Here is a 15,699-nt window from a genome sequence, read left to right on the forward strand (position 1 = left end):
CGGCTGTCTCCATGGTACGGGGCTGCCGCGCAAGAGGCTTCCCCGCCCGGGTTCCGAGAGGGTCTACTGGGAGGTTTCGAGGGTGTGGGGGAGGTCGTGCGGCCGGGTCAAGGGGCCGACGCGATCCTGCCCGCCGGGATCACCGGCGGGCAAGGAAGTTGAGCTGGTTCTGAGGTTGTGACCTGCGCTTTCAGCCGCTTCGGCGCTTTCGGTGGTTTCGTGCCGCGCCGCTAGCCGTGCTTCCGGCCCGTTCCACCGGTCCCCTCCGGGCCCTTGGGGGTCTCCTTCTTCTTGAAGCCGATGTCCTGGTAGCGGGGGGCGGCGAAGCCCCAGGCCCCCGCGTTCACCAGATCGGCCCTGGCGGCGACGAGCTGCGGGCGCTGGTAGAGGGGGATGGAGCCGGCCGCGGCCCAGATCCGGGCGTCGGCCTGGCGCACGAGCTCCAGGGCCTCCTCCTCGTCGAGCGTGCCCGCCGCCTGGTCGAACAGCTGGTCGATGCGGTCGGTGCCGACCCGGGAGTAGTTCTGCTCGACCAGGAGCGAGCCGTCCGAGGCCGGCTCGGGCTTGGCGAAGATCGGCCGGGCGTCGGTCGCGGGGAAGGCGGAGGCCGGCCAGGAGTAGAGGGCCAGGTCGTAGTCGCCCGAGGCGATGTGGTCCTTGAAGAAGCTCTCGTCGGAGACCTTGGTGACCTCGGTGCGGATCCCGACCGCGTCGAGCATCCGGACGATCCGGTCCCCCACCGTCCGCAGCGGCTCGGAACCCGGCCCGGACGGCAGGACGAAGCGGAGGCTGAGCGCCTTGCCGTCCTTGCCGAGGCCCTGGTTCGCCCCGGGGACGGCGGCGGGCGCGGCGGTGCCGCGCGGGGCGTAGGCCCCGGCCACCCCCCGGTCGGGCTTGGCGGCCCGGTCGGGCCCGGCGGCCTGCGGGGCGCGGGCGGCGGCGCCCGTACCGGTGTCGAGTGCCTCGGCCCGGGCGAGGACCCCGGTCCGGGTGTCGAGGGCTTCGGCCCGGGCCTGGAGGGCGGCGCCCTGCCGGGCGGCGGCGGAGGCCGGGGCGAGGACGTGGGTGCCGGTCTCGGCGCCGCCGGCGACGGGGGCGGGGGCGGCCCGGCGGTCGCCCGGCTTGTCGTCGCCGACGATGTAGAGGCCCTCGTCGGAGGGGGTGTCCCCGGAGGCGTCGTCGCTCTTCTTCTCGGCGTCGGCGCTCGGCATGCCCTTCGCGGGCTTCCCGGCCTTCTCGGCCGCCTCCTTCTCCGCCTCGCTGCCCGCCTTGGTACCGGCGGGCCGCTCGGCCGCCCCGCCGGGGACCCAGCCGGCGTCGGCGAGGAGCGCCCGCGCCTCCTGGGTGTCCTGGCCGCCGAGGGCGTCGCTGCCGTCCTCGTACGCCGCCTGGCCGGCGAGGGCCAGGTGGCTGCCGGGGGGCTTCGCCGGGAGGCCGAGCGGCTTGAGTACGGATTCGGCCAGTTCCTGGCGGTCGATGGCGCGGGCCACCGCGCGCCGCACCCGCTCGTCGGCGAGCGGCCCGGACTCGCCGTTCAGCGAGAGCTGGGTGTAGGCGGGCTCCAGGGACTTGCGGACCACGTACTTCGCCAGGGTGTCCTGTGCGCTCGCGTACCGGGCGATCGCCTCCTGGTTCTCCTTGCGGGCGGCCCGCACCTCCTCCGCCCTCTCCTCGTCGGAGCCGTGGGCGAGGGCCCAGGACCTCAGGGCCTTGGAGGGGGTGATCGAGGAGCCGGGGCCGTGGGCGAGGGCGGCCTGCGCGCCGTTCCGTCCGGCGCGGGCGTCCCGGACCGCCAGGGAGATCCGCTCGGCCGTGGACCGGTCGATCTCGGCCAGGTCGAGCGTGCCCGCGGCGAGGGCCTCCGCCCGGTCGGCCCGGGGGACGGCCTTGAGGACGAGGGTGTCGAGCTTGGCGGGCTGTCCCCACCAGTGGGGGTTGCGGGCGAGGGTGACGTCGCCGCCCTCGGCGTCGACCGACTTCAGCAGGAACGGTCCGGCGGTGGCCTTGAGGGCGGTGCGCGCGCCGTCGTTGAAGGCGTCCGGGGACCCCATCACCTGCTTCGGGTAGAGGGGGGTGAAGAGGGACTGCCAGTCGGCGTAGGGCTTGGCGAAGGTGACCCGCACCTCCAGGTCGTTCTTGCCCCGCTCGATCTTCTCGATCCGCTCGTAGCCGGAGTTCCGGGCGGTCCAGTACGCGGTGTCGCGGCCGCTCAGGGCCCGCCACTGGGCGACGAAGTCGGGCGCCCCGACCTCGCGCCCGTCGCTCCACACGGCCTGCTGGTTGAGCTTGTAGAGGACGACCTGCTTGGGCTCGGTCTCGATGACCTGCGCGGACTCCAGGTAGTCGGGGTTCCGCTGCGGCCGGCCCCGCTGGTCGAGGGTGTAGAGGGCGGGGAGCACGGCTCCGGCGACGCGGGAGGTGGTGGCGTCGGCGTCGGCCTGGAAGGCGTTGAGGGTGGCGGGGGCCGCGTCGACGGCCCAGCGCAGGGTGCCGCCGTCGGCGACCCGCTCGCGCGGGGCGGGCGCGTTGTCCTGGGCCGCGAGCGGGGCCGCGTCGGTCTCGTCGTCCGCGCTGCATCCCGCGAGGGCGGAGACGGCGAGGACGGCGCTGGTGAGGGTGGCGACGGTGCGGAGCGTCCGGGAGCGGGGGCTCTTGGGGCATGTCCCCCCGTGAGGGGCGCCGATCTGGGACATGTCTTGTACCCCTTCGTCCGGATTCATTCCATTTGGGGATGATCACACCTACTGTTCATCCACTGAAAAGGAAGAAGGGAATCCGGCCATGCCGACACGGCGGCATGGCCGGAAAACGCCACTCGGGCGGCTCAACGGCGGGCCTGGCGGGGCGGGTGGTACGGGGATCAGGCCGCGGCCCGGCCCCCGGCGCTCTTCACTCCCGCCCCCGTTCCCGCCCCTGCCCCCGCTCCCGCGCTCCAGCGGCCGAGGACGGGCTCGGCCAGGGTGCGGGCGGCGAGGCACAGGGTCTGGCCGTGCCGGGCGAAGAGCTCGTCGCGCGAGGCGAAGCGGCCCAGGTCGGTCCTGAGGTGGGCGGACAGGTCGCAGGGGGCGGAGCCGGCGCACGCGGGCGGCGCGTCCCAGTCGACGGCGGTCCGGGCCACCGCTTCGAAGAGCGTCTCGGGGCCGGAGTTCGTGAAGCCGCCCCCGGCCGGAGCGCCGCCGTCCGCCCCCGCCCCCGCCCCGCGTGCCCCGTGGCCCGCGAAGAGATCGGTCACCGGAACCCAGGCGCCGTCGAGCAGGAACTCCGGCCACGCGAGGAGCACGTCCTCGGGCACGAGGGGGCGCAGCCCCGGGAAGCGCGGGTACCAGAAGGCGCCGTCGACCAGCAGGCCCCGGACCCGCGTGGGCACGCCGAGGGAACGGGCCACCGCCTCCAGGACCGCCATGCGCTGGCTGCACGAGCCCCGGCCGAGCCGCAGCGTCCGCGACACCCGGCGCAGGTCGTCCACGGAGTACACCGGACGCACGGCGGAGGCGATGACCCCGTGCGCGATCCGGAGCCGGTCGCGGTCCGTCACCGCGCCCCGCGCCCGCGCCTCGCGCCGCACCCGGTCCGCGAAGGCGGCGGTCAGGGGGTGTTCCAGGTCGAGGACCGCCGTGGGCCGGGTCGACCCCGGGACGTCCCGCGCCGGGACGGGCCCCGGCGCGGCGGACCGGAAGGACATCAGAAGACGGCTGGTCATGGTGGGCTCCCCCTCTGCCGGTGGTGGCGGGCCCATCCTCCTCCCGCACCGCCCGGCCCGGAGCCACGGAGGTCGCGAAAACCGGTGGGTACGGGCGGCCTCCCGGCGCCCTCCGGACGGCTCGGCCCGGTCGCGGGGGGACATACCCGGACATAGCCTCGCGTGTGTGACGCGAAGGTATGCAGCGCGGGCGGATGCGGTGCGGACGGGTGCGGTACGGGTGGGTGCGGCGCGGACGGGTGCGGCGCGGGCGCGTCCGGCACGGTCTCGTGGAGCGCGGACGGCCGCCCGAGCCCTTCTCGCGGCCCTGGTGGCGGTGGGGTGGCTCGTGGTCCCCGCCGCGGTCGGGGCGCCCGTCGCGGTCGGGGCGCCCGCCGCGGTCGGGGTGCCCGCCGCGCACGGTGTCCCCGCCGCGATCGGGGTGCCCGCCGCACATGGTGTCCCCGGCGCCCACGGTGTCCCCGCCGACGACCCCGTCGTCCTGTCCCGGGACGGGCAGATCACCGACCGGGTGGGCGCGCTGGGCGACCGTCGCGCCTCCGTGGAGCAGGCCCTCGACCGGCTCTACGAGCAGGAGCGCGTCCAGCTCTTCGTCGTCTACGTACGGGACTTCTCCGGGCGCTCGGGCCAGAGCTGGGCCGACGCCACCGCCGAGCGCAACGGCTTCGGCGCCGACGACCTCCTGCTCGCCGTCGCCACCCACGACCGGCGGTACGGCTACTCCGCCGACCCCGGCTCCGGCCTCACGCAGGCGCGGCTCGACGAGGTCGCGCGGACCGCGATCGAACCGGCGCTGCGGCAGAACGACTGGGCCGGGGCCGCCGTCGGCGCGGCGGACGGCTACGGCGCCGTCCTCGCGGGCCGGCCCGTCACCGCTCCCCCGATCACCCCCGGGCCCGCCGACCCGGGCGGCGCGGCCGGCGACGGCCCCTCGGGCTCCGACCTGATCCTGCCCGTGGTGCTGGTCGGCGGCGCCGGGGCGGTGGCGGCCTACGCGTACGCCAAGCGGCGCCGGCGGACCCGGACCCGCACCACGCCCGCGAACGGGCAGGGCTGGGGGCCGCCGAAGGAGCCCGCGCCGCCGTCCCTGGACGAGCTGGACGGGCAGGCCCGCCGGACCCTGGTCGCCACCGACGACGCCGTCCGCACCAGCCAGGAGGAGCTGGGCTTCGCGTCGGCGCAGTTCGGCGAGGAGGCGGTGCGGCCCTTCACCGAGGCCGTCGCCTTCGCCCAGGAGCAGCTGACGGCGTCGTTCCGGCTGCGGCAGAAGCTCGACGACGCCTTTCCCGAGGACGACGCGACCCGCCGGAGCATGCTGGAGGAGATCCTGCGCCGCTGCGGGGAGGCGGACGCGCGGCTCGACGCCGAGACCGAGTCCTTCGACCGGCTCCGCGCCCTGGAGCGGAACGCCCCCGAGGCGCTGGCCGCGGTCGGGGCCGCGCTCCGGGAGCAGACGGCCCGGACGGGTACGGCCGAGGCGGCCCTGACCGCCATGCGCGAGCGGTACGCGGAGACGGCGGCCTCGCCCGTCGCCGGTGACGTCGAGCAGGCGAAGGACCGGCTGGCCTTCGCGGAGGAGCGGGTCGGCGAGGCCCGGCGGCGGATCGACGCCGGTGACAACGGTGGGGCGGCCGTGCACGTACGGGCCGCCGAGGGGGCCGTGGACCAGGCGGCCCGGCTGATCGAGGCGGTGGACCGGCGGGCGCAGGAGCTGGCCGAGGCCGTGGGCCGGCTGCCGGGGGTGCTCGCGGAGACGGACGCGGACCTCGCGGACGCCCGCGGCCTCCTGAAGGGGACCGCCGCCGGGGTGTCCACGGCCGACCTCCAGGGCCGGATCGCCCGCGCCGAGGCGGTGGCGGCCGAGGTGCGGCGGGGCGTGGAGGCCGGGCGGTACGACCCGATCGGCGCCCTGCGCCGGGTCGAGGAGGCCGACGCGGCCCTCGACGAGGCCCTGGAGGGGGCGCGGGAGCGCGAGTCGGGCACGCGGCGCGCCCGCGCGCTCCTCGACCAGGCGATGCTGACGGCCCGTTCGGCGATCGGGGCGGCGTCCGACTACGTCACCACCCACCGGGGCGCGGTGGGCAGCGAGGCCCGGACGCGGCTGGCCGAGGCCGGGCGCCGCTGGGAGGAGGCGCGGGCCCTCGCGGCCGGCGACGACCCGCAGGCCGCCCTCGCGGAGGCCCGGCAGGCGGACGCGCTCGCCCGGCGGGCGCAGGACCTCGCCGAGCGGGACGTCCGCGCCTACGGGAACCCGGACGGCATGGGCGGGATGCCGGGGACGGGAGGAGGCCCCGGCGGCGGGCTCGGCGGCGCGGTGCTCGGCGGCATCATCCTCGGCGGTCTCTTCGGCGGGGGCGGAAGGGGTGGTGGGCCCGGAGGGTTCGGGGGCGGCGGGGGCTTCGGGGGCGGCGGCTTCGGCGGCGGGCCCGGCAGCTTCGGCGGCAGCGGCACGCGCGGCCGGCTGGGCGGCGGCGGACGTTTCTGACGCCGGGCCGCCCCCACGACCCTTCCCACCTTCCCCACCTTCCCCATCCGTCCCTCTCCCCCTCACACCCCTCAAGGAGAAGCGCCATGAGCAAGCAGACCGTCCTCGGCCGGGTCGCCCAGCTGGCGAAGGCCAACATCAACACCCTGCTGGACCAGGCGGAGGACCCGCAGAAGATGCTGGACCAGCTGATCCGCGACTACGCGAACAACATCGCGGACGCGGAGGAGGCGGTGGCCGCGACCATCGGCAACCTCCGGCTGATGGAGCAGGACCACCAGGAGGACGTGGAGGCGGCGAAGGAGTGGGGCGGCAAGGCGCTCGCCGCCAGCCGGAAGGCGGACGAGCTGCGGGGCGGCGGGCAGGCCGCGGAGGCGGACCGCTTCGACAACCTGGCGAAGGTGGCCCTCGGCCGCCAGCTCCAGTCGGAGAAGGAGGCGCGGACGGCGGAGCCGACGATCGCCGCGCAGACCGAGGTGGTGGCGAAGCTCAGGACCGGCCTCGACCAGATGCGGGCGAAGCTCGGCGAGCTGGAGGCGAAGCGGGACGAGCTGGTGGCCCGTGCCAGGTCGGCGCGGGCGCAGAACACGATGATGGACGCCGTGAAGAACGTCGACGTCCTCGACCCGACCAGCGAGCTGAGCCGCTTCGAGGACAAGGTGCGCCGGGAGGAGGCCCGGGCCCTCGGCAAGCAGGAGCTGGCCGCCTCCTCCCTGGACGCGCAGTTCGAGCAGTTGGACGCGCTCGGGGACAGCGCCGAGATCGAGGCCCGGCTGGCCGCGCTCAAGAAGTGACCCGGCGGCCCCCTCGTACCCGCACGGCTCGTCCTCGTACGGCTCGTCCTCGTACGGCTCAGAACATGCTGAGCAGCTGCTCCACCGTGGGTTCCGCCGCCTCCCCGCCCTCCGGCAGGGCCAGTTCGAACCAGACGGTCTTGCCGCGCGGGGTGCGGCGCGAGCCCCAGGAGGAGCTGAGCAGTCCGACGAGCTGGAGGCCGCGGCCGCCCTCGTCGGTGTCCTTGGCCCGGCGGCGGCGCGGCTGGACCAGGCCCGCGTCCCAGACCTCGCAGACGAGGGTGCGGTCGCGCAGCAGGCGCAGCCGGATCTCCCCCTCGCCGTAGCGCAGGGCGTTGGTGACGAGTTCGCTGACGAGGAGTTCGACGGTGTCGACGAGCGGGTCGAGGTCCCAGGCGGCGAGCTGGGCGCGGGCGAGTTCGCGGGCCCGGCCGACCGAGCGCGGCTCCCTGGGCAGCCGCCAGTCGCCGACGGCCTCGGCGGGCAGCCCCTGGACCCGGGCCATGAGGAGGGCGATGTCGTCCTCGCCGTGCCCCGTGTTCAGGCTGCCCAGGACCCGGTCGCAGACGTCCTCCAGGGGGCGGGACGGGTCGGTGAGGGCGCGCCGGAAGGCGCTGAGGCCCTCGTCGAGGGGGTGGTCGCGGGACTCGACGAGCCCGTCGGTGTAGAGGGCGAGGAGGGCGCCCTCGGGGATCTCGACCTCGACCTCCTCGAAGGGCTCGCCGCCGACCCCGAGGGGCATCCCGGGGGGCACGTCGAGCAGCAGGGCCTCCTCGCCGGGTGCGACGAGGACCGGCGGCAGGTGGCCGGCGTTGGCGAAGGTGCAGCGGCGGGTGACCGGGTCGTAGACGGCGTAGACGCAGGTGGCGAGGTAGACCTCGGAGAGTTCGGGGCCGCGGTTCTTGTGGGCGCGGGACTGCTGGGTGCCGATGGGGGCGCCGAGGCCGCGGGCGATCTCGTCGAGGTGGGAGAGGACCTCGGCCGGTTCCAGGTCGAGCTGGGCCAGGGTCCGCACGGCGGTGCGCAGTTCGCCCATGGCGACGGCGGCGCGCAGGCCGCGGCCCATGACGTCCCCGATGACGAGGGCGGTGCGGTGGCCGGGGAGTTCGATGACGTCGAACCAGTCGCCGCCGACCTCGGTGGCGTCGGTGCCGGGCAGGTAGCGGCAGGCGATGTCGAGTCCGGCGGCCTCGGGGTCGCCGGGCGGGAGGAGGCTGCGCTGGAGGATCAGGGCCCGCTCGTGCTCGCGGCGGTAGAGGCGGGCGTTGTCGATGCAGACGGCGGCCCGGGCGGCGAGTTCGACGGCGAGGGCCCGGTCGCGCTCCCCGAAGGGCTCGCTGCCCTTGGCGCGGGAGAACTGCACGAGGCCGACGACGGTGTCGTGGGCGGTCATGGGGACGGCCAGGGTGTGCCGGGCGAGGTCGCCGTCGTCGCCCTGCACCGTGCGGATCCGGCCGGTGCGCAGGGCTCCGGCGTACGGGGAGTTGAAGGGGTAGCGGTGGACGGCGCCGACCTCGATGGGGGCGGTGTCCGGACGGTCGGGGTCCGGGGCGTGTCCCCCGCCGGTCCCGCGGGGGGTGTCGGAGACGGCGCTGGCGAAGGCGACCCGGCGCAGTTCGGCGCTGCCGGCGCCGTAACCGACGTCGTGGGAGCTGCCCCACCGGCCCGGCGGCGCCTCGTCGCCGGTCAGCAGGCCCTGGTAGAGGTCGACGGAGGCGAGGTCGCAGAAGCCGGGGACGGCGACGTCGAGGAGTTCGCGGGCGGTGGCCTCCAGGTCGAGGGAGTTGCCGATGCGGGCGCCGGCCTGGTTGAGGAGGGCGAGGTTGCGGCGGGCGCTGGCGGCCTCCCTGGCCGCGTTGTGGCGGCGGGTGACGTCGATGCCGAGGCCCGCGACGCCGATCGGACGGCCGGAGCCGCTGTGCACGCGGTAGAGGTTGATGGACCAGTGGCGGCGGTCCCTGGCGCCCGGGGCGGCGCCGACGATCCTCAGGTCGGTGACGGACTCGCCGGTCTCCAGGACCTTGCGGAGGGCGCCGGTCATCCGCTCGGCCTCGGCGCGGCCGAGGTAGTCGTGGACGGTGCGGCCCCGGTGGTCGTCGGCGTCGCCGCCGAAGACGGTGGCGAAGCGCCGGTTGGCCCGCCGCACGGTCAGGTCGGTGTCGAAGAGGAGGAAGCCGAACGGGGATTGGCCGAATATCGCCTGGGAGGCGGCGAGGTCAGTCTCGATGCGGCGGAGGGCGCGCACGTCGACGACGATGCACAGCGCGGCCCGTTCGCCGGTCTCGGTCTCGGTCGGCATGACGTACATCTCGGCCATGCCGTGGGGGCGTTCCTCGCCGGGTACGCGGAAGGGGACGAGGCCCGTCCACTCCTTGCCGTCGAGGATCTCCCTGACCCGTCGGTGGCCGCGCTCGCGCAGGTCGGCGGGCACGAAGACCTCCACCGGGTCCTTGCCCCTGGCCTCCTCCGCGGTGACTCCGAAGAGGTCCACGGCCCTTCGGCTCCACTGCTCGACCAGGCCGTCGGGCCCGATCGAGAAGGAGGCCACCCGGATGTAGTCGTAGATCGAGCCGGGCGGGCTGCTCTGCCACACGACGCCGCCGCTCGCCGTCTCAGGTATCTCGCTCACGCGACCGTCCCCTCCAGCTCACCGCACCGGACCGGCCATGCCCGCAGTATTCAGTACGGCGGGCCCCGGTGGTACGACGTTCACGATCACAGGGTGGTCTCGTTCGTTCCGTGCCGAGTACCGGTGATCGTTGTCCCACCCTCTTTACTCACCAGGGAGAGCCAGCTCGAACCATACGGTTTTGCCGGCCGTCCCCCCGCGGATCCCCCAGCGGCGGGCGGTGCAGGCCACGAGGCCGAGGCCGCGGCCCCCCTCGTCGTCGGGTCCGGGGGCCTTCGCGGTCGGCGGATCCGGAAGCGGATCGGAGACCTCCACGAGCAGGGCCGACGCGTGCGCCGGGCCGGTGCCGTCCGGGTGGACGCGGACCAGGCGGACCCCGATGGGGCCGGAGGCGTACCGCAGGGAGTTGGTCACCAGCTCGCTGACCAGCAGGACGGTCACGTCGCCGAGGACGCCGTCGAGGTCCCAGGAGCGCAGGGTCTCGCGCACCGCGTGGCGGGCGGTGCGCACGGCGTTCGCCTCGGCCGGGAAGGTCCACTCGGCGCGGTCGCCGTCGGTGTAGATCACACCCGATCACTTCCCCAGCCGTGCGTCAGCAGGAAGGCCCACGTCCCCTTGCGAGGTACCAATGGGGACATACCCACCAAGTGGTGCAAGTTATCCCGCTGGGGGCGGTCACCGGCGCACGGTGGCACGAACGGCGTAGGGAGCCGGGCGTACGCCCCCACCGGAGGGCGCGTCCGGCGAAGGGGCCGGCCGGGGAGCCCCGGCGGTCCGGGAGGTCCGGCACTCCGGAGCCTCAACGCTCCGGGAGCCCCGGCACTCCGGGAGCCTCAGCGCTCCGGGAGTCTCCGCGCGGCCTCGGCGACGGCGGGGCGGTCCTGGTCGAGCCAGTCGACCGAGTCGACCTCCGCCCGGGTCAGCCAGCGCAGTTCGTCGTGGTCCTCCAGGGGGCGCGGCTCGCCGGAGAGGAGGCGGGCGGTCCACACCCGCAGGACGTACCCGGGCTTCAGCGGCCATTCGCCGGGGATGCGCTCCCCCGGCTCGACCTCCACGCCGAGCTCCTCCCTCAGCTCCCGGACCAGGGCCTCCTCCGGGCCCTCGCCCGGTTCGACCTTGCCGCCGGGCAGTTCCCAGCGGCCGGCGAGGTCGGCGGGGGCGCTGCGCCGGGCGGCGAGCAGGCGCCCCCGGTCGTAGAGGGCGCCGGCGACGACCACCACGGGGACGGGGCGGCGGTCGGGGCCGGGGTCACCGCCGGGGCGGCGGTCGTGGGGCGCGGCGGGCTCGGTGGTGCGTTCCGTCATGGGCGCGAGCGTAGTCCGGGGCCCGGGGACCGGGGCCCCTCGGACCGGGCGGGCCCGGGGGCTCAGAGGGCCGGGCTGCCGACGCGCTCGACCCAGTAGAGCTGCTTGTGGCCGCGGTCGTCGAGGGTGTCCGCGATCTTCTGCGCCTCGTCCTGGGTCGCGTACCGCCCCACCCGGTAGCGGTTGCCGTTGTCGTCCTGCCGGATGACGAGCCAGGGGAGGACAGGGCCGCTGTCGGTCATCGAGCTTCTCCCTCCGCCGGTCCGGTCGTCGTCGTGGATCTCCGGGAAACCGCAATCCGCATATGCCGGAGCTTACGCCTGACCTTCACACAGCGGATACGGGTTTGCACAAAGAGGCACGGTTCGGCCGGTTACCGACGGAGGGAGGCCGAAGTCAGGCGCCGGACATCGCCCTCGGAACGGTGGGCACCGGCATCAGGACGGGGCCGCCCGCGCCCGCGGCATCCTTGCGGCAGACGTCCCCGCACGCGGCGTCGAGCGAGCAGCACAGGGAGCAGATCGGGCCCGCCTGGACGGGGCAGTCGGCGACGTCGGGCAGCTCGTAGGCCGTCTCGCAGACCGCGCAGGTGTGGGTCGCCCGCTCGTCGGCGACCTCGGCGCCGGGGCCGTTCACCGTGTTGGGGCGGGCCAGGTAGTAGCGGCCCTTGGTGGCCCACGCGATCAGCGGGCAGAGGACGAGCGCGAGACCGGCGGCGATGAAGGTGGAGAACGCCTGCGCGTAGGTGCCGAAGAGGCCGAAGAAGGCGAGGATCGAGACGACGGAGGCGATCACCATGGCGCCGAAGCCCGCCGGGTTCACGGCGTACAGGTAGGCGCGCTTGAACTCGATGTACGGCGGGCTCCAGCCGGCCCGCTTGTTGATGACGAGGTCGGCGGCGACGGCCGCGATCCAGGCGATGCCGACGTTGGAGTAGAACCCGAGCAGCTTGTTCAGGGCCGCGAACATGTTCATCTCCATCAGCGTCAGCGCGATGGCGAGGTTGAGGAAGATGTACCAGACGCGGCCGGGGTGGCGGTGGGTGACGCGGGAGAAGAAGTTCGACCAGGACAGCGAGCCGCTGTAGGCGTTGGTGACGTTGATCTTGATCTGGGAGACGATCACGAAGAGCGCGGCGGCGGGCAGGGCGAACGTGCCGAGCCAGGGCTTGAGGGCCTCGATCTGCGGGGCGATCGGCTCCAGGGCGTGGGTCGTGCCGACGGCCTCCAGGGCGACGAAGGCGAGGAGGGCGCCGCCGAGCTGCTTGGCGGCGCCGATGACGACCCAGCCGGGCCCGGCGGCGAGCACGGCGAGGTTCCAGCGGCGCTTGTTGGCCTCCGTCTTCGCGGGCATGAAGCGCAGGTAGTCGGCCTGTTCGCCGATCTGGGCGATCAGGGAGAGCGCGACGCCGGTGCCGAGTCCGAAGCCGATCCAGGAGAAGCCCGCACCGGCGCCCTCCGTGCCACCGAAGGAGGTGAAGGCGCCCCAGGCGTCGGGGGCTTCGAAGGCGAGGACGACGAAGGGCAGCACCAGGCCGACGATCCAGACCGGCTGGGTCCAGGCCTGCACCTTGGCGAGGGCGCCCATGCCGCGGAAGACGATCGGGATGACGATCAGGGTCGTGACCAGGTAGCCGATCTCGACCGGGAGGCCGACGGCCTGGTGCATGGCCTGGGCCATGATCGAGCCTTCGAGCGCGAAGAAGATGAAGGTGAAGGAGGCGTAGATGAGCGAGGTGAGGGTGGAGCCGAAGTAGCCGAAGCCGGCGCCGCGGGTGATCAGGTCCATGTCCAGGCCGTACGTCGCGCAGGCGCGGGCGATGGGGATGCCGGTGAGGAAGATGAGCGCGGCGGCGGTGAGGATCGAGGCGAGGCCGCTGCCGAAGCCGTAGGTGAACACGATCGAGGCGCCGATCGCGAAGTCGGCGAGGTAGGCGATGCCGCCGAGGGCGGTGCCCGCGACGGTGGCGGGGGACCAGCGGCGGAAGGAGTGCGGGGCGTAGCGCAGCGAGTAGTCCTCGCGGCTCTCGTCCGCGGCGAGTTTCGCGTAGCTGCGGCGGGGCCCGGGAGGGGGCGCGGCCCCCTCCGGCGCCCCGGGCGGCTCCGGGAGGGGGGCGGGGGTGGTGACCGTGTCCGTCATGAGGGTTCCTGTCGTCTCGTCCGACCGGATGCGGGTACGGACGAGGAAGGTAGGAGCCGGTCGTGACGGCCGGGGTCGGCGCGGGATTGCCGGGCGGTTACGCGGCCTGACGCGCCGTTAACTCGCGGTCACGGCGCCCGGACACGGAGGTCCGCTGAACGGTCGGGGCGCCCGCTCCCCCGGGACCCGCTCGCCCCTGGACCGCCGGACGGTCCCGAGGGCGCCGCCCCCTCACCTCACCGGCAGGTGGTACGCGATGCGGTAGCGGTCGGCCGGGACCACGACGTCCGCCGTCTCGACGGCCCGGCCCGAGGCGTAGTAGGTGCGCTCCACCACCATCACCACGTGGCCCGGCACCCCGCCGAGCGCCAGGAGTTCCTCGGCGAGGCCGGGGCGGGCGCCGACCTCCTCCACCACGTTGTCCACGACGACGTCGATGGCGGCCATCCGCTCGACGACCCCGAAGCCGCCCAGGGGGCCCTCCTCGGGCAGCATGACCGGTGTCCGGCCGGTGACGGCGAGGGGCTCCCAGGAGGTGGAGACCATCATGGGCTCGCCGCCGTCCCGGTACACGTACCGCGTGCGCATCACCCGCTCCCCCGGCTCGATGCCGAGCCGCTCGGCGACCTCCGGGCTCGCGGGCTCCTGCCCGCTGTTCGACTCCCAGGTGCCGCGGGCCCCTTCGGCCGCCTGCTCCTGCCGGAAGGGGCTGGCCCCGGTGGCCGGGCGGTAGCCCGAGCGGGCGATCCGGCGCGGCACCGGGCGCTCCCGCACGTACGTCCCCGAGCCGGAGCGGCCCTCCACGAGCCCCTCGGCCATCAGTACCTTGCGGGCCTCCAGTGCGACGGTGTCCGACACCCCGTACTCCTCGCGGATGCGTGCCTGCGAGGGAAGGCGGGTATGGGGCGGAAGCGAGCCGTTGGCGATCTTCTCCCGCAGATCGCTCGCCACGCGCAGATAGGCGGGCTGCTCACCGAACGTCACTGGACACTCCCCTCAGGTTGACTGTCAGCTACAGACTGGCAACCGTGGGTCGCGAACCGCAAGCATGGGCCAGAGTTTCACCCGAAGTGATGAACACCTGGCCGCCACCCCCTCTACGCGCGGTCACCCCCGGGCGGATGCGGCCGGACCCCTTGACCCGTATTGGTACAGACCAATACGTTCCTGCCTGCGCGCCCCGCGCGCCGCACCTCTCCCCCGCTCCACCGCGTCTCCCCCTGCTCCCCCGCTCCACCGCACGCTCCATCCCGCTCCGCACAGGAATGAGCCCATGCGTCCCAGAGCCATGACCAAGCTGACCTTCGGCGCGGCCACCGCCGTCACCCTCGGCCTCCTCGCCGCCCTGGCCCCCGCCGCCGACGCGCACCAGGCCCCGCGCGGATCCGCCCACGAGCCCGCCCACGGGCAGGCGCTCAAGCGGATCGGCTACTTCACCCAATGGGGCATCTACGGAAGGAACTTCCAGGTCAAGGACCTGGAGACGAGCGGCACGGCCGCCAAGCTCAGCCACATCAACTACGCCTTCGGCGTGATCGGCGCGGACGGCAAGTGCCTCATGGGCAACGCCCCCGGCTCCGACCCCTGGGCCGACTACGTCCGCCCCGTCGACGCCGCGAACTCCGTGGACGGCGCCGGCGACACCGACGGGCAGCGCCTGGCCGGGAACTTCAACGAGCTGCGCGAGCTGAAGGCGAAGCACCCCGGCCTCAAGGTCATGATCTCGCTGGGCGGCTGGAGCGGCTCCGCGCACTTCTCCGACGCGGTGCGCACGGACGCCGGCCGCAAGGCCCTCGTCGCCTCCTGCGTCGACACGTACATCAAGGGCGACCTGCCCGTGGACGGCGCCCGCGGCGGCGCCGGGGCGGCCGCCGGGATCTTCGACGGCGTCGACCTCGACTGGGAGTGGCCCGGCTCGGACGGCGCCCCGGGGAACGTGATCCGCCCCGAGGACAAGCCCAACTTCACCGAGCTCGTCCGGGAGTTCCGCGTCCAGCTCGACGCGTACGGGCGCTCGCTGAAGAAGCGGAAGCGCTACGAGCTGAGCGCGTACGTGCCCACCGCCCCCGCCAAGATCGACGCGGGCTTCGAGGTCGCGAAGATCATGCGGGACTTCGACTTCGTGAACCTCCAGGGCTACGACTTCCACGTCTCCGGCGAGCCGAGGACCGGGCAGCAGTCCGCGCTGTACGCGAAGGACGACTTCAGCGTCGACCAGACCGTCGGGGCCTGGCTGCGGCGCGGCGCCCCCGCCCGCAAGCTCGTGGTCGGCATGCCCTTCTACGGCCAGGGCTGGACCGGCGTGACCGGCGGCGGCAACGGCCTCGGCAAGCCCGCGACCGGCCCCGCCCCCGCCACCTGGACGGCGGGCTCCGAGGACTACAAGTTCCTGAAGCGGCTCGCGGAGTCGGGGACGTACACGCTCTACCGGGGCGAGAGGAACGGGCACGCCTGGCTCTTCGACGGCACCACCCTGTGGACCTACGACGACCCCACCGTGCTGCGCACCAAGGCGTCCTACGTCCGGAAGAACGGGCTCGGCGGCGCGATGGTCTGGTCCCTCGACGGGGACACCCCGGACGGCGAGCTGATCACCGCCATCGACCGGGGTCTGAACCGGCACTGACCCCCGCCCCCGTGCCCGGCCG

General features: G+C 74.5%; 11 protein-coding genes. 3 read left to right on the plus strand and 8 right to left on the minus strand.

Annotated features, from left to right (window positions below):
- Positions 1-230 precede the first annotated feature (230 nt).
- Positions 231-2,693 (minus strand): ABC transporter family substrate-binding protein, encoded by a 2,463-nt coding sequence (locus tag ACIP5O_RS29825; protein ID WP_401298669.1) that lies wholly within the window; start codon positions 2,691-2,693, stop codon positions 231-233.
- A gap of 167 nt (positions 2,694-2,860) precedes the next feature.
- Entirely contained in the window at positions 2,861-3,700 is an 840-nt protein-coding gene (locus ACIP5O_RS29830) for a transglutaminase domain-containing protein (RefSeq protein ID WP_401298672.1), read from the minus strand.
- A 421-nt stretch (positions 3,701-4,121) separates the two neighbouring features.
- On the opposite strand from ACIP5O_RS29830, the gene ACIP5O_RS29835 reads away from it, so the two are divergent.
- Both ACIP5O_RS29835 and ACIP5O_RS29840 read left to right on the plus strand, forming a co-directional pair.
- Positions 4,122-6,185 carry a TPM domain-containing protein gene (locus ACIP5O_RS29835; protein ID WP_401298736.1) on the plus strand — a complete coding sequence of 688 codons (2,064 nt, stop codon included), beginning with the start codon at positions 4,122-4,124 and terminating at the stop codon, positions 6,183-6,185.
- Between the two features lie 86 nt (positions 6,186-6,271).
- On the plus strand, positions 6,272-6,979 hold the full coding sequence (locus tag ACIP5O_RS29840; protein WP_401298675.1) for a PspA/IM30 family protein: 708 nt from the start codon (positions 6,272-6,274) through the stop codon (positions 6,977-6,979).
- A 58-nt stretch (positions 6,980-7,037) separates the two neighbouring features.
- Here the strand turns inward: ACIP5O_RS29840 and ACIP5O_RS29845 are convergent, their stop codons facing one another.
- The 6 genes from ACIP5O_RS29845 to ACIP5O_RS29870 form a co-directional block, all read right to left on the minus strand.
- Positions 7,038-9,608 (minus strand): SpoIIE family protein phosphatase, encoded by a 2,571-nt coding sequence (locus ACIP5O_RS29845; RefSeq protein ID WP_401298678.1) that lies wholly within the window; start codon positions 9,606-9,608, stop codon positions 7,038-7,040.
- Positions 9,609-9,752: 144 nt separating this feature from the next.
- Positions 9,753-10,175: an ATP-binding protein gene (locus tag ACIP5O_RS29850; RefSeq protein ID WP_401298681.1), complete on the minus strand. Its 423-nt coding sequence runs from the start codon at positions 10,173-10,175 to the stop codon at positions 9,753-9,755.
- A 266-nt stretch (positions 10,176-10,441) separates the two neighbouring features.
- On the minus strand, positions 10,442-10,912 hold the full coding sequence (locus ACIP5O_RS29855; protein ID WP_401298683.1) for a (deoxy)nucleoside triphosphate pyrophosphohydrolase: 471 nt from the start codon (positions 10,910-10,912) through the stop codon (positions 10,442-10,444).
- A gap of 62 nt (positions 10,913-10,974) precedes the next feature.
- Positions 10,975-11,154 carry an SPOR domain-containing protein gene (locus ACIP5O_RS29860; protein ID WP_125668424.1) on the minus strand — a complete coding sequence of 60 codons (180 nt, stop codon included), beginning with the start codon at positions 11,152-11,154 and terminating at the stop codon, positions 10,975-10,977.
- A gap of 154 nt (positions 11,155-11,308) precedes the next feature.
- Positions 11,309-13,051 (minus strand): purine-cytosine permease family protein, encoded by a 1,743-nt coding sequence (locus ACIP5O_RS29865; protein WP_401298687.1) that lies wholly within the window; start codon positions 13,049-13,051, stop codon positions 11,309-11,311.
- A gap of 231 nt (positions 13,052-13,282) precedes the next feature.
- Entirely contained in the window at positions 13,283-14,035 is a 753-nt protein-coding gene (locus ACIP5O_RS29870; RefSeq protein WP_401298690.1) for a GntR family transcriptional regulator, read from the minus strand.
- A gap of 289 nt (positions 14,036-14,324) precedes the next feature.
- On the opposite strand from ACIP5O_RS29870, the gene ACIP5O_RS29875 reads away from it, so the two are divergent.
- Positions 14,325-15,677, plus strand: a complete 1,353-nt coding sequence (locus ACIP5O_RS29875) for a glycoside hydrolase family 18 protein (protein ID WP_401298692.1) — start codon at positions 14,325-14,327, stop codon at positions 15,675-15,677.
- Positions 15,678-15,699: the final 22 nt, after the last annotated feature.

This window comes from Streptomyces sp. NPDC088915 (assembly GCF_044749825.1).
In the GTDB taxonomy this organism is placed as follows: domain Bacteria; phylum Actinomycetota; class Actinomycetes; order Streptomycetales; family Streptomycetaceae; genus Streptomyces.